This is a genomic window from Pseudomonas siliginis, assembly GCF_019145195.1.
In the GTDB taxonomy this organism is placed as follows: domain Bacteria; phylum Pseudomonadota; class Gammaproteobacteria; order Pseudomonadales; family Pseudomonadaceae; genus Aquipseudomonas; species Aquipseudomonas siliginis.
Genome location: NZ_JAHSTW010000001.1, coordinates 782,272 through 800,914 on the forward strand (window position 1 = coordinate 782,272; position 18,643 = coordinate 800,914).

Annotated in this window: 16 protein-coding genes; 8 read left to right on the forward strand and 8 right to left on the reverse strand. The window is 60.2% G+C overall.

Annotated features, from left to right (window positions below):
• The first annotated feature begins 9 nt into the window (after positions 1-9).
• The gene (locus tag KVG87_RS03360) at positions 10-411 is read left to right on the forward strand and encodes a hypothetical protein (RefSeq protein ID WP_172833998.1); all 402 of its coding nucleotides are present in this window, start codon (positions 10-12) and stop codon (positions 409-411) included.
• Here the strand turns inward: KVG87_RS03360 and ligD are convergent, their stop codons facing one another.
• A complete protein-coding gene (ligD, locus tag KVG87_RS03365) occupies positions 412-3,036 on the reverse strand; it encodes a DNA ligase D (RefSeq protein ID WP_217849253.1) in 2,625 nt (874 codons plus the stop codon). It abuts the gene before it with no gap.
• Positions 3,037-3,231: 195 nt separating this feature from the next.
• Here ligD and KVG87_RS03370 point away from each other — a divergent pair, with 195 nt between their 5' ends.
• Entirely contained in the window at positions 3,232-3,690 is a 459-nt protein-coding gene (locus KVG87_RS03370) for an REP-associated tyrosine transposase (RefSeq protein WP_130900459.1), read from the forward strand.
• 92 nt (positions 3,691-3,782) lie between these two features.
• On the opposite strand, the gene KVG87_RS03375 is transcribed toward KVG87_RS03370, so the two are convergent.
• Positions 3,783-4,520, reverse strand: a complete 738-nt coding sequence (locus KVG87_RS03375; protein WP_217849256.1) for a tellurite resistance TerB family protein — start codon at positions 4,518-4,520, stop codon at positions 3,783-3,785.
• A 260-nt stretch (positions 4,521-4,780) separates the two neighbouring features.
• Between KVG87_RS03375 and pcsA the strand changes: the two genes are divergently transcribed.
• Positions 4,781-5,503, forward strand: a complete 723-nt coding sequence (gene pcsA / locus KVG87_RS03380) for a phosphatidylcholine synthase (RefSeq protein ID WP_039762346.1) — start codon at positions 4,781-4,783, stop codon at positions 5,501-5,503.
• Positions 5,504-5,637: 134 nt separating this feature from the next.
• On the opposite strand, the gene KVG87_RS03385 is transcribed toward pcsA, so the two are convergent.
• Entirely contained in the window at positions 5,638-6,450 is an 813-nt protein-coding gene (locus KVG87_RS03385; protein WP_076563415.1) for a class I SAM-dependent methyltransferase, read from the reverse strand.
• Positions 6,451-6,680: 230 nt separating this feature from the next.
• On the opposite strand from KVG87_RS03385, the gene KVG87_RS03390 reads away from it, so the two are divergent.
• Complete coding sequence (locus KVG87_RS03390) at positions 6,681-7,142, forward strand: GNAT family N-acetyltransferase (protein WP_217849258.1); 462 nt, start codon at positions 6,681-6,683, stop codon at positions 7,140-7,142.
• A gap of 18 nt (positions 7,143-7,160) precedes the next feature.
• Here the strand turns inward: KVG87_RS03390 and KVG87_RS03395 are convergent, their stop codons facing one another.
• From KVG87_RS03395 to KVG87_RS03405, 3 genes are all read right to left on the reverse strand, one after another.
• Positions 7,161-8,372 carry a cytochrome c biogenesis protein DipZ gene (locus tag KVG87_RS03395; protein ID WP_217849260.1) on the reverse strand — a complete coding sequence of 404 codons (1,212 nt, stop codon included), beginning with the start codon at positions 8,370-8,372 and terminating at the stop codon, positions 7,161-7,163.
• An 88-nt stretch (positions 8,373-8,460) separates the two neighbouring features.
• The gene (locus tag KVG87_RS03400) at positions 8,461-8,799 is read right to left on the reverse strand and encodes a hypothetical protein (RefSeq protein WP_056789129.1); all 339 of its coding nucleotides are present in this window, start codon (positions 8,797-8,799) and stop codon (positions 8,461-8,463) included.
• Positions 8,800-8,832: 33 nt separating this feature from the next.
• Positions 8,833-9,096, reverse strand: coding sequence for a DUF2790 domain-containing protein (locus tag KVG87_RS03405; protein ID WP_016775158.1), 264 nt, complete (start codon positions 9,094-9,096; stop codon positions 8,833-8,835).
• 297 nt (positions 9,097-9,393) lie between these two features.
• Here KVG87_RS03405 and KVG87_RS03410 point away from each other — a divergent pair, with 297 nt between their 5' ends.
• The 4 genes from KVG87_RS03410 to KVG87_RS03425 all read left to right on the forward strand — a co-directional run bounded on the left by KVG87_RS03410 (position 9,394) and on the right by KVG87_RS03425 (position 13,535).
• On the forward strand, positions 9,394-10,134 hold the full coding sequence (locus KVG87_RS03410) for a response regulator (protein WP_039762337.1): 741 nt from the start codon (positions 9,394-9,396) through the stop codon (positions 10,132-10,134).
• Positions 10,131-11,441 carry an ATP-binding protein gene (locus KVG87_RS03415; protein ID WP_056789126.1) on the forward strand — a complete coding sequence of 437 codons (1,311 nt, stop codon included), beginning with the start codon at positions 10,131-10,133 and terminating at the stop codon, positions 11,439-11,441. Before KVG87_RS03410 ends, KVG87_RS03415 begins: the two co-directional genes overlap by 4 nt.
• 150 nt (positions 11,442-11,591) lie before the next feature.
• On the forward strand, positions 11,592-12,638 hold the full coding sequence (locus KVG87_RS03420) for a class I SAM-dependent methyltransferase (protein WP_217849262.1): 1,047 nt from the start codon (positions 11,592-11,594) through the stop codon (positions 12,636-12,638).
• Positions 12,639-12,692: 54 nt separating this feature from the next.
• A complete protein-coding gene (locus tag KVG87_RS03425; protein ID WP_217849263.1) occupies positions 12,693-13,535 on the forward strand; it encodes an NAD-dependent protein deacetylase in 843 nt (280 codons plus the stop codon).
• 129 nt (positions 13,536-13,664) lie between these two features.
• Here KVG87_RS03425 and KVG87_RS03430 read toward each other — a convergent pair whose 3' ends face one another.
• A complete protein-coding gene (locus tag KVG87_RS03430) occupies positions 13,665-16,883 on the reverse strand; it encodes a hypothetical protein (RefSeq protein ID WP_217849265.1) in 3,219 nt (1,072 codons plus the stop codon).
• A gap of 55 nt (positions 16,884-16,938) precedes the next feature.
• Positions 16,939-18,519 carry a hypothetical protein gene (locus KVG87_RS03435; RefSeq protein ID WP_217849267.1) on the reverse strand — a complete coding sequence of 527 codons (1,581 nt, stop codon included), beginning with the start codon at positions 18,517-18,519 and terminating at the stop codon, positions 16,939-16,941.
• Positions 18,520-18,643: the final 124 nt, after the last annotated feature.

An 18,643-nucleotide genomic window follows, 5' to 3' on the forward strand; every position in this document is an offset into this window, starting at 1 on the left:
ATGGAGGCCATGACGACCACCGTGCCCTTGCGCTCACCCTGCCCTCCCGGCGCCTGCATCTGCGGGCGCGAACCGTTGCTGGAAACGCCCGGCGCGGATGTGCGCATCCTGCGCCTGACGCGTGCCGAGGAAAAAATCCTCTTGGCACGTCTCGAACAACTCAAAGACCTCGCCGACCTCAAACGCCTGCAACAGCGTATGTACGAGCAACTCGGCATCCGTGTCGACGTCGCCCCCGGTTTCAACGAAGTCCGCACCATGCGCGGCATCGCCATTCAGATCGAAGAGCTGCCAGGCCTGTGTCGCAAGACTCGCGCGGCGATCCCGGCGGCGATTCGCAAGGGCCTGGAAAACCACCCGCAAATCGCCTTCGAACTGCTCAACGCCCACGACTTGCTGCGCGACACCTGATCACTTTTTCATGCCGACGCGTTTGCGCATCTCGGCGGTGATGGTCTGACGGGTTTTCTTCATGTCCGCCCAAGGTTCATCGCCGACTTCGGTCAGACGCTCGTGAACGTTGTAGATGTTCCAGTGATTACCACCCTTGATTTCAGCGACTTCCTCTCGGTACAGCGGCACCGACACCGGCATGCCTTCGCGCGCCCGTGCGGCGTAGGCGCAAATGGTGGTGGCACCGAGCCCGTTGCGCAGGTAATCGATGAAGATCCGGCCGACGCGGTTTTTCGGCCCGGACACCGCTGAAATGCGGTCCGGCAGCAACTTGGCCATGTGGCTGACGATGGCGTGGCTGAAGTCCTTCACTTCGTCCCAGCCATGCTTGCGCGTCAATGGCACCACCAGGTGAATGCCTTTGCCGCCGCTGGTTTTCAGGAAGGCTTTGAGACCCAACTCGTCGAGCACAGTGAGGGTCAGCGCGGTGGCTTCAACCATGCTTTTCCATGGCAGCGCCGGATCCGGATCGAGGTCGAGGACGAAGCGATCGGGCTTGTCCAGATCCACCTTTGTAGCGTTCCAGGTGTGCAGTTCGACGGTGCTCATCTGCACCGCGCCGACCAGCGCTTCGGGATTGTTGATCATCATCACTGGCTGGCCGGTGACATCCTTGTCCAGTGCAGTGATACCGGGGATAGCCAGGCGATCGGCGTTCTTCTGGAAGAACAGTTCGCCGGCGATGCCGTCCGGTGCACGCACTAAGGCCACGGGACGATCCTTGAGTTGCGGCAGGATGTGTTCGGCAACGCTGGCGTAATACTGCGCCAGTTGCATCTTGGTCGTGCCGCTGACCGCATCGATCACTCGATCGGGGTGAGTGATGCGTACCTTGCCGCCGGCCAGACCTGCTTGCGAAGGCGCGGTTTCGGTTTTTTTGCTGGCGGCGGTTTTCTTTGCCGGCTGCTTGTCGGCGGTTTTGGTCTTTTCGGTCTTTTCGGTCTTTTCGGACTTGGCAGCTTTCACAGGCTTCGCTCGCTCCTCGGTAATGTCCTTGGCCGGTTTGTCATCGCGCAAACCATGGAACACGGCATGACGCACCGAGCCGTCCTTGGTCATCTCGGCGAACGCCACCTCCGCCAGCAGTTTGGGTTTGAGCCAGTGCACGCCTTTGGCCTCGAAACCGCTGGGCGGATTGACCACTGCCGCGCTTTTGGTCTGTAACGGCTTGAGCTGCGCCAGGATGCTTTTCAACGTGGTTTCGTTGAACCCGGTGCCGACCTTGCCGGCATAGCGCAACTCGCCACTGTCAGCGTCGTGCAGGCCGAGCAGCAAGGCACCGAAGGCACTGCGCGCGCCTTTCGGATCGGTGTAGCCGACGATGACGAATTCCTGGCGATGCTTGCATTTGAGCTTGATCCAGTCGCCGCTGCGCCGCGATACATAAGGCGAACCGAGCCGCTTGCCGATCAGGCCTTCCATCTGCATTTGGCAGGCGCTGTTGAGCAGCGCGTCCGGGGTTTCTTCGAAGGCTTCGGAGAAGCGCAGCGTTGAGGATTCTTTCTGCGCACCGAGGATGGTGCTCAGCGCGGCGCGGCGTTCTTCCACCGGCACATCGCGCAGGTCGACGCCATTCAGATACGGCACGTCGAACAGGTAATAAACAATGTTGCCGCTGCGCCCGGCATCGAAGGCATTCTGTAACGCCTGAAAATCCGGCACTCCTTGCTCATTAGCCACGACCATTTCACCGTCGAGCCATGCCGATTCCAGACCCAACGCCGCCAGTGCCTTGGCCTGCTGCGGGAGTTTGTGCGTCCAGTCGTGGCCATTGCGGGTGAACAGCTGCACCTCATCGTGATCGATCCGCGCCATGATCCGGTAGCCGTCGAACTTGATCTCGTAGCTCCACTGCCCTTCGGGCGCGCTGTCGACCAGCGTCGCCAGTTCCGGCTTAATCAGCGCCGGCAACTTGGCCTTGCGCGCGCCGGTAAGCTGCCCGGACGCCTGCTTGCGCGGCTTGGCCGGGGCCTTTTTCACCGGTTTGGCTTTATCGGCAGCAGCAGCAGATTTACTGATGATCGTGCGCTCGCTGAGCACGCTGTCGGGCTCGGCGACCAGGACGTCGAAATCATCCTGCGGGCGCGCGGCGTTGTCCTGATGCTTGATCAGGAACCATTGTTCTTTCTTGCCCGGCATGTGCGTACGCACCAGATTCCACACGCCGCCGAGCTTCTCGCCTTGTAACTCAAACTTAAGCCGGCCCTTGGCATAGGCCTTGTGCGGATCCTCCAGCGGAATCCACACGCCGCGATCCCAGACGATCACATCACCGGCGCCGTAATGCCCCTCGGGAATGCTGCCTTCGAACGTCGCGTAATCGAGCGGATGATCCTCGACATGAATCGCCAGACGCTTGACCGACGGGTCCAGTGACGGTCCCTTCGGCACCGCCCAACTCTTCAGGGCACCGTCGAGCTCCAGGCGAAAGTCGTAATGCAGGTGCGATGCGTCGTGCTTCTGGATGCAGAACTGCAAGGCATGATCCTTGGCCGACTTACGGCCCGAGCGCTTGACTGCGGCCGGTTCCGACGTCGCGGAAAAATCACGCATACGGTTGTAATCGTCGAGGTTCCTGTTCATGAGCACACCGATGGCAGACGGGTTCTGTTATGCAGAAGAGCGACACGGCGGCGGAAAAATTCAATCGAGCTAAAAAAGCCCCGGACGGATGGAGCGGCCGGGGCTTGTAACGACACATCCAGTAATTGGCTGGGGCTGGCTAAACAGAGTGCAGACGCTAAGGTTTTTTCAAGTTCTTGAAAGGGAGGCAATGGAATGCCTGCTGCTGCAAAAGCCTGTCGTCTGAGAACAGGCCGATACTCTGAAACCGGAAGAGTTTATCTGCTGACCGCTGTGGTTAACCGACGTGAGCGTGTTTTTACCAATTGGCACGACGGGAGGCTGGTGGTCAACGAGCTGAGACGTTGCAGTGAAGCCGGGTTAGCCACCTCTCTGGCTTGGGTCGTAATGCCAGACCATCTGCATTGGCTAGTTGAGCTCAACGAGGGCTCGCTTGCAGATTTGATGTGTCGCGTTAAATCCCGAAGTTGCCAGGCATACAATCGAAGGCATGGTCGCCAGGGACAATTATGGCAGCGAGGCTATTACGACCGCGCCTTGAGGCGGGATGAGGATCTTAGAGCCGCTGCGCTCTATGTAGTCAAGAATCCTGTAAGAGCCGGTCTGGTGGCGCGCCTTGGGGACTACCCTTTGTGGGATGCCATTTGGCTCTGAAAATCAAACGATCGCAGCCTTCGGCAGCTCCTACAGGTGCACCGTATTTCAAAGGTAGGAGCTGCCGAAGGCTGCGATCTTTTGACGTTGCTTCAAGCTGGCCCTTTCGCCTGCTGTTCCAGATGCACCTGCAAGTCGGGATCGATGTTCAAGGCTGCGGCCAGCTCATCGAGATAGCTGCGTTCGGCGTCCTGTTGATCGTCTACCAGCATGACGCTGGCCAGGTACATTTCGGCGGCTACGGCCGGGTCGCCGTCAGCGGATTGCGCCACTTCCCGGGGATCCAGCGGTTTGGCGACTTCGGCGTCGAGCCATTGCTGCAACTGCGGGTCGGCGGTGTGTTTGCCGATTTCGCTGCTGATGAGATGCTTTTCTGCGTCGTCGATGCGGCCGTCAGCCTTGGCGGCGGCGATCAGGGCGCGCAGTACCGCGTGGCTGTGGGTTTCGATTTGCGGGCCGGCGAGCAGGTCGGCGGTTTGTGGCAGATCTTGCGGCGCGGTGCTGGCCTGGCTGCGTTGCCAGGCCTGGTACGCCTGGTAGGCCATCATGCCCAGCGAAGCGAGTGCGGCGTAATTGGTGCCCCCGGAACGGCTTCGGCTGCTGCCACCGAGGGCGCTTCCCAAGCCGCCACCGCCGAGCAAGCCACCGAGCAAACCACCCAGGCCGCCGAGGCCACCCGAAGCAGCCGCGCCGCCCGCTCCGGTCTGACTGCCGCCGCCCAACAGGCCACCGAGCAATCCGCCCAAACCGTCACTGGCCGAAGCCCCGCGTTGTTGTCCCGCCGAGGCCTGGCCTCGCAGCAGTTGTTCAAGCAAATCGCTGGTGTTCATGACGTTATCCTCCGAGGCCACGGCCCGATTGCGTCAGGCAACGATAGACCGACGCAGCCATAGCGCCAGCACCGTTGGGCTGACGCCCGATCACCATTGAATCGCCACGCGAGAAAATTTTCGCCGGCCAGCTAAGATTCAAGGGTGGTGAACCTTATCCCGGCCAAACCGGTCGATAGCTGCAACCCGACCCGGTTTGCCGACGCCCTTTCTGACGATGGGCGATACCCGGCTTGCTTCACTTTCTGGAGAACGCCCCCGTGATATCCACCGTACACATCGCCAGGCTGAAAGCATGGGGCGCCCATGGTTTTACCGCGACCGGCGTGGTCACCGCCTTCCTTGCCACCCTCGCGCTGCTGGAAAACCAGCCGATTCATTGCCTGATGTGGCTGGGCGTGGCACTGATCGTCGACGGCCTCGATGGCGCACTGGCGCGCAAGGTCAATGTGCAATCGGTGCTGCCGAGTTTCGACGGTTCGATCCTCGATCTGGTGATCGATTACCTGACTTATGTATTCATCCCGGCACTGTTTATCTACCGCTACATTCCCCTGCCCGATTACACCCTGTTGCTGACGGTGTCGGTAATTCTGGTGTCGTCGCTGTTCTGTTTCTGCAACGTCAACATGAAGAGCAAGGACAACTATTTTGTCGGCTTCCCGGCGGCCTGGAACGTGGTTGCGCTGTGCCTGTACATCATCGGCCCGGGGCCGTGGATCACCTTTCTCACCGTGATCGGTCTGGCATTGCTGACGGTGACGCGGATGAAGTTCCTGCACCCGTTTCGCGTGCGTCGTTTCATGCCGATCAATATCGCGGTGACGGCGATCTGGCTGTTGTGCAGCCTGTCACTGGTGCTCAATCACCCGGTGATCAACCCGCTGGTGATGGGCTTGTGGTTGCTGATGTCGGCTTATTTCCTGGGGATCTGCATCTGGCGCACGGCGCTGGAGTGGTTTGATCGCGGCCATTTGAAATAAGCACATCCCCCTGTGGGAGCGAGCCTGCTCGCGAATGCGGTGGCTCCATCAACATCAAGGTTGACTGGCACACCGCTTTCGCGAGCAGGCTCGCTCCCACAGAGATCTTCATCGACCAGGAAATCCGATGTGGACTACCGCTTGGTAATCACCACCTCCAGATACTCACTCGGCACCACCAGCGATGCGTCACCCGCCCGATTCGAGCGATTGAGCAGCTCTGTCAAATCATCCTCCAACGCCTGCCCCGCTTCCGCCGACAACACCGCAAAAGCCTTGTGCACCGGCCCGTACCAGTGGCGAAAGATGTCAATGAAATGCGCCGCCGAGCGGTAGCGGAAATTGAAGTGGCTGCGGGTCACGCGCACGACAAAATCGCGGTCATCGAAATGCTTGTGCAGCCACGCATCCGAGCCCCAGTTCGATGGAGGCTGTGCAACCGCTGGCGGTGGCAGATGCTGGCCGAGAATCTTGAACATCTGGCCGACGAAGCCCTCCGGCGTCCAGTTCGCCATACCGATCCGTCCGCCGCGACGACAGACCCGCCCCAGTTCAGCAGCGGCGGTGACCTGGTCAGGCGCGAACATCACGCCGAACGTCGACAACACGGCGTCGTAGCTTTCATCGGGAAAAGGCAAAGCCTCGGCATCGGCCACCTGAAAAATCACCTCCAGATGTTCGGCCCGGGCGCGATCCTGACCACGCTCCAGCAGTGCCGCCACATAATCGGTCGAAGTCACTACACACCCGCGTCGCGCCGCTGCCAGGGTTGCATTGCCGTTGCCGGCAGCGACATCCAACACCTGTTCATCACAGCGCAGATCGCAAGCCTCGGCGAGGTTTTCCCCAACGATTTGCAATGTGGTGCCGATCACGGCGTAGTCGCCACTGGCCCAAGCGACTTTCTGACGTTCCTTCAGGGCAGTGAGATCAAGCGGGGTACTCATGACAGCGAGCTCCGTGGCAGAGAGAATGCACAGTCGGCGGCGCAGACTGTGCTTGGTCACTATCGCGCCGAGACTGCCCGGCGTCCCTGTCAATCGTCCGCCAGCCCCCTAAACCCGGCACTTTGCCGATGAGCGGCGCAAATCTGTCAAGCGCCTGATACACCTTGCGCATTGCCAGCGTCGCGGGATTGGTTTCTGATGCGGGCTCGCCCACGCAAAGGACTCGACCGATGTCACTGCACCTCGACTGGCTCGCCGCGCACATGCAACACAGCGATCGCTACGCGGCGTGGATTCACCAACAATTCCACTACGAATACGCCGACCAGCCCCTGGCTCAATGGCAGCGCGAATTTGCCGAGGGCCAAAGCAATGGTGAATGGTCGTGCCTGATTGCCATGGACGGTGAACGCCTGCTCGGTGGTGCCGCACTGGCCCGCAACGACTTGACTGAACGCGCCGATCTCGGCCCATGGCTCGCCTGCGTATTCGTTGATCCCGAGGCGCGCGGGCAAGGGTTGGCGGAGCAGCTGATTGAAGGGATTTGCGAGGCAGCAAAGCAGCGTGGGGTGTCGCGCTTGTACTTGCACACGCAAGACAAACACGACTATTACCGTAAACGCGGCTGGCAGCTATTGGAGGGTTTCCAGGCGTGGGAAAAACAACAATGGCTCATGGTCCGCGACCTGTGAGCCATTGGTTTTTTTTGATCAGGCTGCCGGTGCTCTCGCCTCTTCCAGCAATTGCTTGATCATCTGCTCCTGCTCGGCATAGCGACCTTCGCCAAAGTGGCTGTAACGCATCTGGCCCTTGGCGTCGATCAGGTAATGCGCCGGCCAGTATTGATTGTCGAAGTTGCGCCAGATCGCGTAGTCGTTGTCGATCGCTACCGGGTAGGTGATGTCGAGTTTTTTCACCTGATCCTTGACGTTGTTGATGATGCGCTCGTAGCCGTATTCGGGGGTGTGCACGCCGATCACCACCAGGCCGTCCTTCTCGTATTTCTTCGCCCAGTCTTTGACGTACGGCAGGGTGTGCTGGCAGTTGATGCAGTCGTAAGTCCAAAAGTCCACCAGCACCACTTTGCCGCGCAGGGATTCGGCGCTGAGCTGCGGTGAATTGAGCCACTGCACAGCGCCCGACAGCGACGGCATCGCGCCCTGGGCTTCGTCCATCATCGAATCGGCGCGGACCTTGCTGACGAAGTAGTCGACCACTTTCGGCACGTTTTCCAGAACGTTTTTCTCAACGCTGGCCACGCCTTCCGAAGAGGTGCTGGCGAGCAGGGTTTTGTCGGCGCCCGTCGCAATCACCGCGACTGTAGCAAGCACCGCAACCCCGGCACCACGGCGCAACCAGCCGCTGAACGGGATCGACGGTTTCAGCCGATTGACCAGACCGCGTCCGGCGAAGATCAACGTGCCCAGCGACAAGGCACTGCCGACGCCGTAAGCCAGCAGCAACAGGCTGGTCTGGGCATTGGCGCCTTGCAACATCGCGCCGGTCAGAATCACCCCAAGGATCGGCCCGGCACAGGGCGCCCACAACAGGCCGGTGGCGACACCGAGCATGATCGAGCCCATCGGTCCGGCACGTTTACGCGTGTCCTGATCGAGACGATTGCCGAGCGCGACAAACGGCCTGGTCAGCCAGTCTCCGACCCGGGCCGAGATCAGCGACAAGGCGAACAGCGCCATGACGAACAAGGCGACGTGGCGGCCGGTGTTGCTGGCCTGGATCACCCACTCGCTGCTGACCACGGCAAGGCTGGAGATCAGCGCAAAGGTCAGCGCCATGCCGGCGAGAGTCAGGAAGATCGAGGAGCGGGTACGGTTGGCGCCAGCGAATAGAAACGGAACCACCGGCAGGATGCACGGACTGAGAACGGTCAGCAGACCGCCGAGAAATGCGATGAGGTACATAAGGGGTCACCTTGGAATGGGGGCTGGGCACACAACCGGGCAGCGAGGGAAACGTACCCTCGCTAGCTCGCTTTATTTACACCGTGGCTCATGCAGTCTGGCCGTCGAGCAACTGCCCTTGAGGCGTGCGACTGGCACCGTTTTCCGCGACCAGTTGGCCTTGCGGTGTACGGCTGGAACCATCAGCTGCAACCATCTGGCCTTGCGGTGTACGGCTGGAACCATCTGCGGCAACCATCTGCCCCTGCGGCGTGCGGCTGGAGCCGTCAGCGGCGATCAGTGCATCGCTGCCCTCCTTCGCCACGGTGGTCAGCTGGAAGCAGGTGCTGCTGGCGCAGCTGCTCTGCTCCAAGGCACTGTTGGCGTGGGCGGCGGCACCGGTGAAGGCGAAGGCTGCTGCGGTCAGAAAGCGCGAGACGTTGTTCATGGCAAAACTCCTTGCAGAAAAAGTAGGGATGACTCAGTTCTGGTTGTTGCAGCCGTCAGCGAATTTGCTGTAATCCAGCTCGCGGGTTTTGCCGGCGGAATCGAGGTAGGTCATGCGCGCCTCGGTGATGCCGCAGGTCACCGAGGTGTCTTCGGTCATCGACAGCACTTTCTGGATATCCAGATGCGTGCCGTAGGTGTAGGTTTGCCGGCTGACGTCAGCCTCGGCGTGGGCCGACAGGGTGCAGATGTTCAGAGCGGCGAACAGGCAGGCGGCGAATACGGATTTGTTGTTCATGGTGTAGTCCTCAAGGCTTCAGTGGGTTTGAGCCGAGGCGGTCTGTGTGTGCCTCGATGGAGCCTATTTGAGGCCTTCGAGGTATCGCGTCTGTGTCAGGAAAGGACGAGAATCACTCGTTGTGTATCCATGCAGTGTGTAGATACACAGCGATACAAAACCCCGAAAAAATCGTGATTTTGCGTCGGTGTGTATCCGCCGCTGCGGCAGATACACTGCAATACAAAGGCAGGCAGGCGTGCGGTCCACGGCGCTATAGACTGCACGGCATTCCCCCTTTGACAGAGGCTTGAACCGATGGAACATGTCGATCACATTCTCATCGTCGACGATGACCGCGAGATCCGTGAACTGGTAGGCAACTACCTGAAGAAGAACGGCCTGCGCACAACAGTGGTCGCCGATGGCCGGCAGATGCGCAGCTTCCTTGACGCCAACACCGTCGACCTGATCGTGCTCGACATCATGATGCCCGGCGACGATGGCCTGCAGCTGTGCCGCGAATTGCGCGTGGGCAAACACAAGGCGACGCCGGTACTGATGCTCACCGCGCGCAACGATGAGACCGACCGCATCATCGGTCTGGAAATGGGCGCCGACGATTACCTGACCAAACCTTTCGCCGCCCGCGAGCTGCTGGCGCGGATCAATGCCGTATTGCGCCGCACGCGTATGTTGCCGCCGAATCTGGTGGTCACCGAAGCCGGACGCCTGCTGGCGTTCGGTCGTTGGCAGCTGGACACCTCGGCCCGCCACCTGCTCGACAGCGACGGCACCATGGTTGCCCTCAGCGGTGCCGAATACCGCCTGCTGCGGGTGTTCCTCGACCATCCGCAACGGGTGCTCAGCCGCGATCAACTGCTCAATCTGACCCAGGGACGCGAGGCCGACCTGTTCGACCGTTCCATTGATCTGCTGGTCAGTCGCCTGCGTCAACGCCTGCTGGACGATGCCCGCGAGCCGGCCTATATCAAGACCGTGCGCAGTGAAGGTTATGTGTTTTCGCTGCCGGTCGAACTGCTCGGGGCGTCGGCATGAAACTCAAGCTGCAATGGCCGCGCACCCTCGCCTCGCGCCTGTCGCTGATCTTTCTGATCGGGCTGATTCTCGCGCAGGGCCTGTCGTTCGGCGCGCAGTATTACGAGCGATACCAGAGCGCGAAAAGCACCATGCTCGGCAACCTCGAAACCGACGTCTCGACGTCGATGGCGATCCTCGATCGCCTGCCCGCCGCCGAACGCGAGGCCTGGCTGCCGCGATTGGCCCGGCGCAATTACGGCTACCTGCTCAATGAGGGCGAACCGGGCATGCCGGTGACCTCGGCTGAAAAGTCCGTCGCGATCGCTTCGATCACTGCGGCCATCGGTGACACTTATCCAATCGTGTTTACCGAAGTTCCCGGTGGTCCGAGACAACATTTCCAAGGCCACTTGCGCCTGAGCGACGGCAGCCCGGTGACCATCGATATCCGTCCGGCGATGGTGCCGCTGTCACCGTGGCTGCCGGTGGTGCTGCTCGGCCAACTGGCGTTGCTGATCCTCTGCACCTGGCTCGCCGTGCGCATCGCCATCCGTCCCCTCACTCGCCTCGCCAACGCCGTGGAAACCCTCGACCCCAACGCTCACCCGATCAAGCTCGACGAGCAAGGGCCGACCGAAGTCGTCCACGCGGCACGGGCGTTCAACGCCATGCAGACGCGCATCGCCGCCTACCTGAAAGAACGCATGCAACTGCTCGCGGCGATATCCCACGACCTGCAAACGCCGATCACCCGGATGAAACTGCGCGCAGAATTCATGGACGACTCGGTCGAGAAAGACAAACTGAGCAGCGACCTGGGCGAAATCGAGCATCTGGTGCGCGAAGGCGTGGCTTACGCCCGCAGCGTTCACGGCGCCACCGAAGAAAGCCGGCGTACTGATCTCGACTCGTTCCTCGACAGCCTGGTCTTCGACTATCAGGACATGGGCAAGGACGTGCAGCTCGGCGGCAAAAGCAAAGCGGTAATCGAAACCCGCCCGCAGGCCCTGCGCCGGGTGCTGGTGAACCTGACCGACAACGCCCTGAAATTCGCCGGCGCCGCGCAATTGCAGGTCGAAGCGCAGGGCAACAGCCTGTCGGTGAAAGTCCTCGATCGCGGCCCGGGCATCGCCGAGGCCGAACTGGCGCAAGTAATGGAACCGTTCTATCGCGTGGAAAATTCGCGCAATCGCGATACCGGCGGCACCGGGCTCGGGCTGGCGATCGCCCAGCAATTGGCAATGGCGCTGGGTGGCTCGCTGCTGTTGAGCAATCGTGAAGGTGGCGGGTTGTGCGCTGAACTGAAGTTGCCGCTGCCACGCTGAGAAAAACACCGGCTAGACTCATTCATTACCCAGTCGAGGGGGCCGCAGGACGTCTGCTGTGCCCTGCCCCAATCCGTGACCACCGCCCGGTGGCGCCTGCCTCGACATTCAACGCCGCCGGACGGTGATCCTGTTTCAGGAGCACACGTGATGAATGAGGCGAAGCTCAACGAATTCATGGGCAAACTGGTCAACGACATGGGCGGCGCGGCGATGCTGGCCAATGTCATCGTCGGCGAAGAACTCGGTCTGTACCGGGCAATGGCCGACAGCCAACCGATCAGCCCCGAAGCCCTCGCAGCAAAAACCACCTGCAATCCCCGCCTGGTGCGCGAATGGCTCAGCGCCCATGCCGCGTCCGGTTACATGGAACACTCTGACGGTCAGTTTCGTTTGCCCGAAGAGCAGGCCTTGGCGCTGGCCGTGGAGGAATCCCCCGTGTACGTCGCCGGCGGTCTCGGCGTGGTGGCGTCGTTTTTCCATGACAAGGACAAACTGGTCAAGGCCATGCGCGGCAATGGCGCCTTGTCTTGGGGCGATCACCATCCGTGCATGTTCAGCGGCACTGAACGCTTCTTCCGCCCCGGCTACAAAGGTCACCTGATTGCCGAATGGCTTCCGGCCTTGGACGGTGTGGTGGCCAAGCTGGAACACGGTGCCAAGGTTGCCGACATCGGCTGCGGTCACGGCGCCTCAACGGTGATCATGGCCCAGGCGTTCCCCAAATCGCAGTTTGTCGGCTTCGACTTCCACGCGCCGTCAGTCACCGTGGCCACGCAACGGGCCGAAGAAGGCGGCGTGGGCAATCGCGCCAGATTTTTTGAGGGCACGGCGAAAAACTATCCTGGCGGCGACTACGACCTGATCTGCTTTTTCGACTGCCTGCACGACATGGGCGACCCGGTCGGCGCCGCTCGCCACGCTTATGAGTCGCTGAAGGACGATGGCACGGTGTTGCTGGTGGAACCGTTCGCCAACGACAAACTGGACGACAATCTCAACGCGGTCGGGCGCCTGTTCTACGCCGCCTCGACATTTATCTGCACACCCAATTCGCTGTCCCAGGAAGTCGGCCTCGGGCTCGGTGCGCAGGCTGGGGAAATGCGCCTGCGCAAAGTCTTTGTCGAGGCCGGGTTCAAGCAGTTCCGCCGCGCCACGCAAACGCCGTTCAATCTGATTCTGGAGGCGCGCAAGTAACCCGTGCGGATCGCGTGCTAACCTGCGGGCACTGCCCATTCTGGAGTGCTGAGCATGCTCGATAGCCCGATCCGCGAACATCTCGATACGCTGCTGCAGGCCATGGTCGACGATAAATTCCTGATATTGACCGGCGCCGGCATCAGCACGCCTTCGGGCATTCCGGACTATCGCGACAGCGACGGCGTGCGTCGTGGACGGCAGCCGATGATGTATCAGGAGTTTCTCGCCGCCCCGGAATCACGCCGGCGTTATTGGGCGCGAGCGATGCTCGGCTGGCCGCGCGTGCGTCAGGCCCGACCGAATGCCGCGCATGAGGCGCTGGCGACATTGCAACAGCGTGGCCGGATCAGCGCTTTGATCACGCAGAACGTCGATACCTTGCACGATCAGGCCGGCAGCCACGATGTGATCGAACTGCACGGCAGCCTGCATCGAGTGCTGTGCCTGGATTGCGGGCAGCGCAGCGAGCGCGACACGATCCAGCAGCAGATGGAGACACACAATCCCTACCTGAGTGGTGTTGATGCGGTGCAGGCGCCGGATGGCGATACCTTGCTCGACCCGGCATTTGAAGCGCGCTTTCAGGTACCGCAGTGCCCGCATTGCGCAGGTGAGCGGATGAAACCGGATGTGGTGTTTTTCGGTGAGAACGTGGCGCAACCGACGGCCGCGCGGGCGCTGGCCGCCGCCGAGAATGCGGCGGGCTTGCTGGTGGTGGGATCGTCGTTGATGGCGTATTCGGCGTTTCGCTTGTGTCGGGTGATTGCCGAGCGTGGCAAGCCGTTGATGGCGATCAATCTGGGCAAGACCCGGGCGGATGATCTGCTGGATTTGAAGATTGAAGGCTCGTGTGAGGAGCTTCTGCCGTGGTTGGTGGAGGAGCTGGATCGGTGAATTTTCGAGTATCGCGCTCGACTTGAGATTTGCCCCTCACCCTAGCGCTTTACCTGCACGTACCAGCCTGATGAGGCCGGGAGTGGCCGACCTTGATGCCTTGGCTCATCAGCCAGACCGCCCCTTTGACTATATTAAAAAAGTGAAACCATCAAAACTCAGAGTATCGCCTCTGCTCGATGTTATTTTCATCTTCTTTACATTGGCGGCACTAAATTCAACCAACTGAGACCCAAAAGGATTTACTTCCAAATTTGCACTTCCCAAATGATTATCCGCCCGATCAAAAAAATTAACCACGTTAGCAAAGTCTGCTCCAGCGCAATAAAAACTGACTTTTGAATAGCTAAATTTAAATTCAAATCTGATCTCGGAAAATAGCGACGCCACCAAAAATTTCCCCCGAATTTGCGTTGGTGAGCCTGCGGACGCTTGGTTAATCAAAACTTTAGAGGGGGGCGATGCAGTTATTTCCATTCCAGGAGTATCGATATAAGAGGCGTAATCTCCGACATCAAGAGTTTCAAAATTTTCTCCCAACACCGGAATTATCACGTTGAAAACTCTTGGTGGAGCTGAAACCGGCCCGTTGCCATACAAAGCTTTGGCGGTATAGACATATGTCACAGCAGACAAGTCATTTACTTGTCGAGTCCAATTACCGTCAGCGTTTACAGTGACCGCTGATCCAACCACAGCCGCGCCATTGTAGAGCTGGATTTTCTGGCTTGCCGACGCCGTACCACTCAGGACGACACTCGTCTCGACCGTGTCTTCTCTGTCACGAATTTCCTCACCACTCAGCAAGCCTTTTACCGAGGTGATTACCGGAGTCAGCGCCACTAAGGCCTTGACGGTGTATCTCATCTCCTGAAACGTCAGCGCATCCGCCTCCGCCTGGCTCCCCCCCAACCCAGCCTTGAACTCCACGGTCAACTCGCTCCCATCCTTCAAATTCTGCAGAGTGGCCAGTGGAATCGGGTGGGTGTAATAGCCTTGGTCGATCCATCTCTGGTTGGTCTGTGAACTCGGTGGCTGCCAGAACGTCTGGGCGCAGGGACTGCCGTCGCTATTGGTGCCGCTCAGGCGCAGCCAGACGTACTGACGCAGCGCAATCAGCGGCCAGCTGTTCATCCTGATGGTCGCGTCGCTGGTCGACTGACTGACGTCGAACTCCGGTCCCTCACCGCCGTTGGCCGCCTGCACGATCCGCGGACGGCCCATCGCCGGGTCCTGCTGTGCAATCGGTTGCACCGCCAGAGTGAATAATTTGGAATCCTCGGGTGAGCCATTGCGGATCACGGTGTAATGCACCGTCACCGGCCTGTTCAGATTGAACGCCAGCACCGAATTGGGCAGCGGGATTTCGCGTTCGCCCTGGGTCGTCACCTGGATGGGGTCGGTGGTATGGCTACCGCCACCAGGCGTACCTGCCCATGTCACGGTTAATTGGGTACCGACCATGTTGTCGTAGGCGGGGACAATGGCGGTCAACGCGTCCTTGGCCTTGAGCGGATCAAGGCTGTTATCGTCGGCTTCCTTGATGCGAGGAGCGTGCAGCTCCACGGCCGTGCCTATCAGCAGCGGCTGTACCACCGACGCCGGCAACGGTTGTCCGCCACGGGTCACGATGTAAAACACCTTCACCGTTTGATCCCTGTTCAGATCGACGTATCTTTTCGCCACCGGAAATTCCACCTCCTTTGCGCCCCAGTTGGCCGGCACCTGAAACCAGTCGGTGAAGTCCAGCACACCGTCCCAGTGGGCATCGATGCGGTCGGCAGTTTCCATGCTGTAGTTGACCCGAATATAGGTGCCGTCGGCCGGCACCGCTTCCGGATCCAGGGTGTCGCCCTGGGCGTAATCCACCGTTGGCCTTGGAAGTTGGGTACCGAGGCTTTTGACTTGTAGCGGCAATTGATAGGAAGGCAGGGTTTCACCGCCGCTTTTGGTCAGGGTGTAGCTGACGGTGAGCGTGCCCCCTTGCAGCGGAGTGATGTGGATCAGCGAGACACGACGCTCGATGCCGTTTTGCGCGCCGCTGCCCGTCACCGGGACAGGGAGGGTGTGTGGCAGGCTGGCGCCGCTCGCCGTCTTGCCGTCCAACAGCAGCAGCAGAGTGTCGCCGGCCTCGATAAGATCATGCTTTTTGACGCGCACCAGGGCGCCTTCCGGCGGCAGGCTGGCCGGGTCGAGTACATTGCCCACGACCCCGTCGACGCTCGGTGCCGGCAGTTGTTCGACCTGACCGATGACCTCCACCGTAGTCCGGCGCGAGCGACGGAGGGTGCCGGCAAGTGGAATCACCTCATAGCGCACCACGGCGTTGCCTTGGGCAATGGCTCGAACCTTGTCGTTGGGAATATCGAAATCAAGTGGCCAACCGATGTCTTCGGTCTTCACTTCCCTATCGAGCTCGACCTTCACCTCCAAGCCTTCGGCGGTGTACCCGAGCCAGTACAGGTACACCCGATCGCCCGCCTCCATACGCTCGGTGTATACCGGGGTTTGCACCTTGACATCCCGGTTGCCCAACTCGGCCAGGTCGATGATACCGCTGACGGCATCCACCACACGTGGGGCGACGAGCAGGTTTTCCCCGGCCTCGACATCGGTCGTGACATGCAGCGACCAGCGCGACCAGTTGTTGACCTCGTCACGGATGTCATAGCGCACGATGACCCGGCCAGGGGCGGCAATCAGCGTGGCCTTTTCCACCCTGAAGTGCACTGGCTGGCCAACCTCGGCGAGGGTCAGTGGCGGGCGGGTCAGGCGCAGACCGCCCCAGTCAATCTGGAGGCGGTCGCCGACGGCCATGTTGTCGTACACGCCGACGGTCACGGTAATGCCGAGTTCGGCGATGACATCATCGATCAGCGCCGGAATGCCGGTGGGCGCGCGCAAATTTTCGTTGATGTATTCGGTGCCGGCATCGTCACCGGTATTGCCGCCCGGGAGCAGGCGCTTGACCTTGACCGTGGCCGGCGGCGAGGAATCGGTCTGGCCGCCGATCGCGGCGGTGACAAAATATTGGTAGGTGTGCAATCCGTCGGCGTGTTCGAGGATGTCCGCAGGGTCGACATCCAGGGGGATAACGCCAGTGCTCAGATGATTGGCATCGACCGTGGTGCTTTTCGCCGGCAGGTCCTGCCACTTCAGCTCGACGAGGTCATTGAGTTGCACGGCGCCGGGCTGCAGGACAATCTGCACCCGCACCGGGCTCTTAGGATCGTTGAGGTCTTGCCAGCGCAAGCCACCGTTGGCAATCGCGGCTGGGATGGTAGGCGCATTGAGCGCCAGCGGCTTATTTTCGGAGAGCGCCGGGACAGACACTTCTTTGATGGTCATGATTACATTCCTTGTGAAAGTCCAGCGCGGCGACATGCCTCGCAGGCGGGCAACGCTAATAAAATTCCGGGCACCAACTGTCACCCGGCTTCTTGACGTCGCAATTCACTCGTTTTTTGCGCGAGGTCGTCGGCCCGCTCGCGTTGCTGACGATTAACCAGGCCTCGACACTGCCCCGGCTGCACACCGCGAAGTGGTGTCGCGCCGGCACTGGGAACTCGAAGTAGCCACGCGTGAGGTCTTCCTGAGTCATTACAGAGGGCGGCTGCGGGTTATAGGACGCTTTGGTGACCGGATTACCGCCGACATCCAGCGTGTCGTAGCCGACAAAAAATAGTTCGATGGCATCACCCACGGCTGCGTGGGTGTAAGTCAGGGCGATTCGAACCGGGTTATGCAGGCCGGCAGGTCCTTCGATCAACTGATTGAGGCCGATGGCGCCGTTGACGTTCAGGACCGGAAATTCCGGCTCGCCGATAAATCCGTCCCCCGGTAACTGACCGGAACCAATAACGGTTGCTGTGGCAGTGGCCGATTGGCCGACCAGCAGCCCCCCGCGCTTCACTACATAGGAGGCGCAAACATCGCTGCTGGTAACGAACAAGTTGTTCGGCACCTGTATGACACAACGCCGCAGTTGCCCACTGCCATCGGCCTCGATAATGCCGCTAAGCGGAAACGAATGACCGGGCGGGGTGACGGTGACCAAGCCACTGATGCTGTCATTCACCTGAAAGGTCGGTGATCGCGGATTGACGATGACCGACAGAGGCCTTCCCGCCAGCTCGTCGCGATCAATGATCTGCGCATCATCGGTTTCGTCATTGGGATTCTCACGGAAAATCGGCGCGTGAAACGCGACTCGGTCGAGGTCGACGTTGGCGACAATCGCAGCGGACTCACGGCTGTACTCGGTGGGGTTGTTCAATTGCGTGAGCACGGTATAGCGGATTTCGAACGAAGGGCTGTTACCCGCTTGTTCAAACATGGCTTGGGTCAGCGTAATGATGATCGGCTTGCCCTGCTCTTCAGGTTTGAGCACATGAGTGAAGCGACGGCCATTAAGCTTCAGGAGAATTTTGTCATAGGCATGATCATGCGGGTAATCCAGCGTCAACTTTACCCCGGCGGCGGCCTCGTCCCGGCCGATCTGCGGCGGGTTGCCCAGTTCAGGCGGTAGAGTGATTGCCAGAAAAGGATGGTCGCCAGTGCCCGGCACGTTTTTACCGCCGGGTGGCTGATAGTGATAAAGCGCCCAGGCGTGGGTCGATGGACTGCTGTTGCCGCTGCTGCGCTTGACCACGTAGTAGAAAACATTGATGCCTTCAACGAACAGCGACTCGGCAAGGTCGAAGATGATGGGCTCATCAGGAACGTCAGGAACGATGACATCAACCAGCAGCGGGACTTCCTCATCCAGTGCCACTGTGTATACCGATATCGATTGGTACTCCCCCCTCGGAGGGTCGATACGTACCGAGGTCGCGCTGACTTGTGGAGCATTATCCTTGAATGCGCTGTGGGCCAAGCCTTCCAACGGGACTCCGCCTGGCACATCCGGCTCGACAATTACCGGGGAGATGCCCGCCTCGAACTTGATGGGGAACAGGGTTGAATCTAAGTCGAAGTCCGACATAGGGGCGTCCTTGTTTGCAATTCGCTGAGCGTGCAATGCCAGGACGCTATTACCCCTCGGGGGTGTTGTGCCGTCTACTGTCAGAAATTACAGGTAGGCGGGGTAATCCGACGGATGGTCGGTT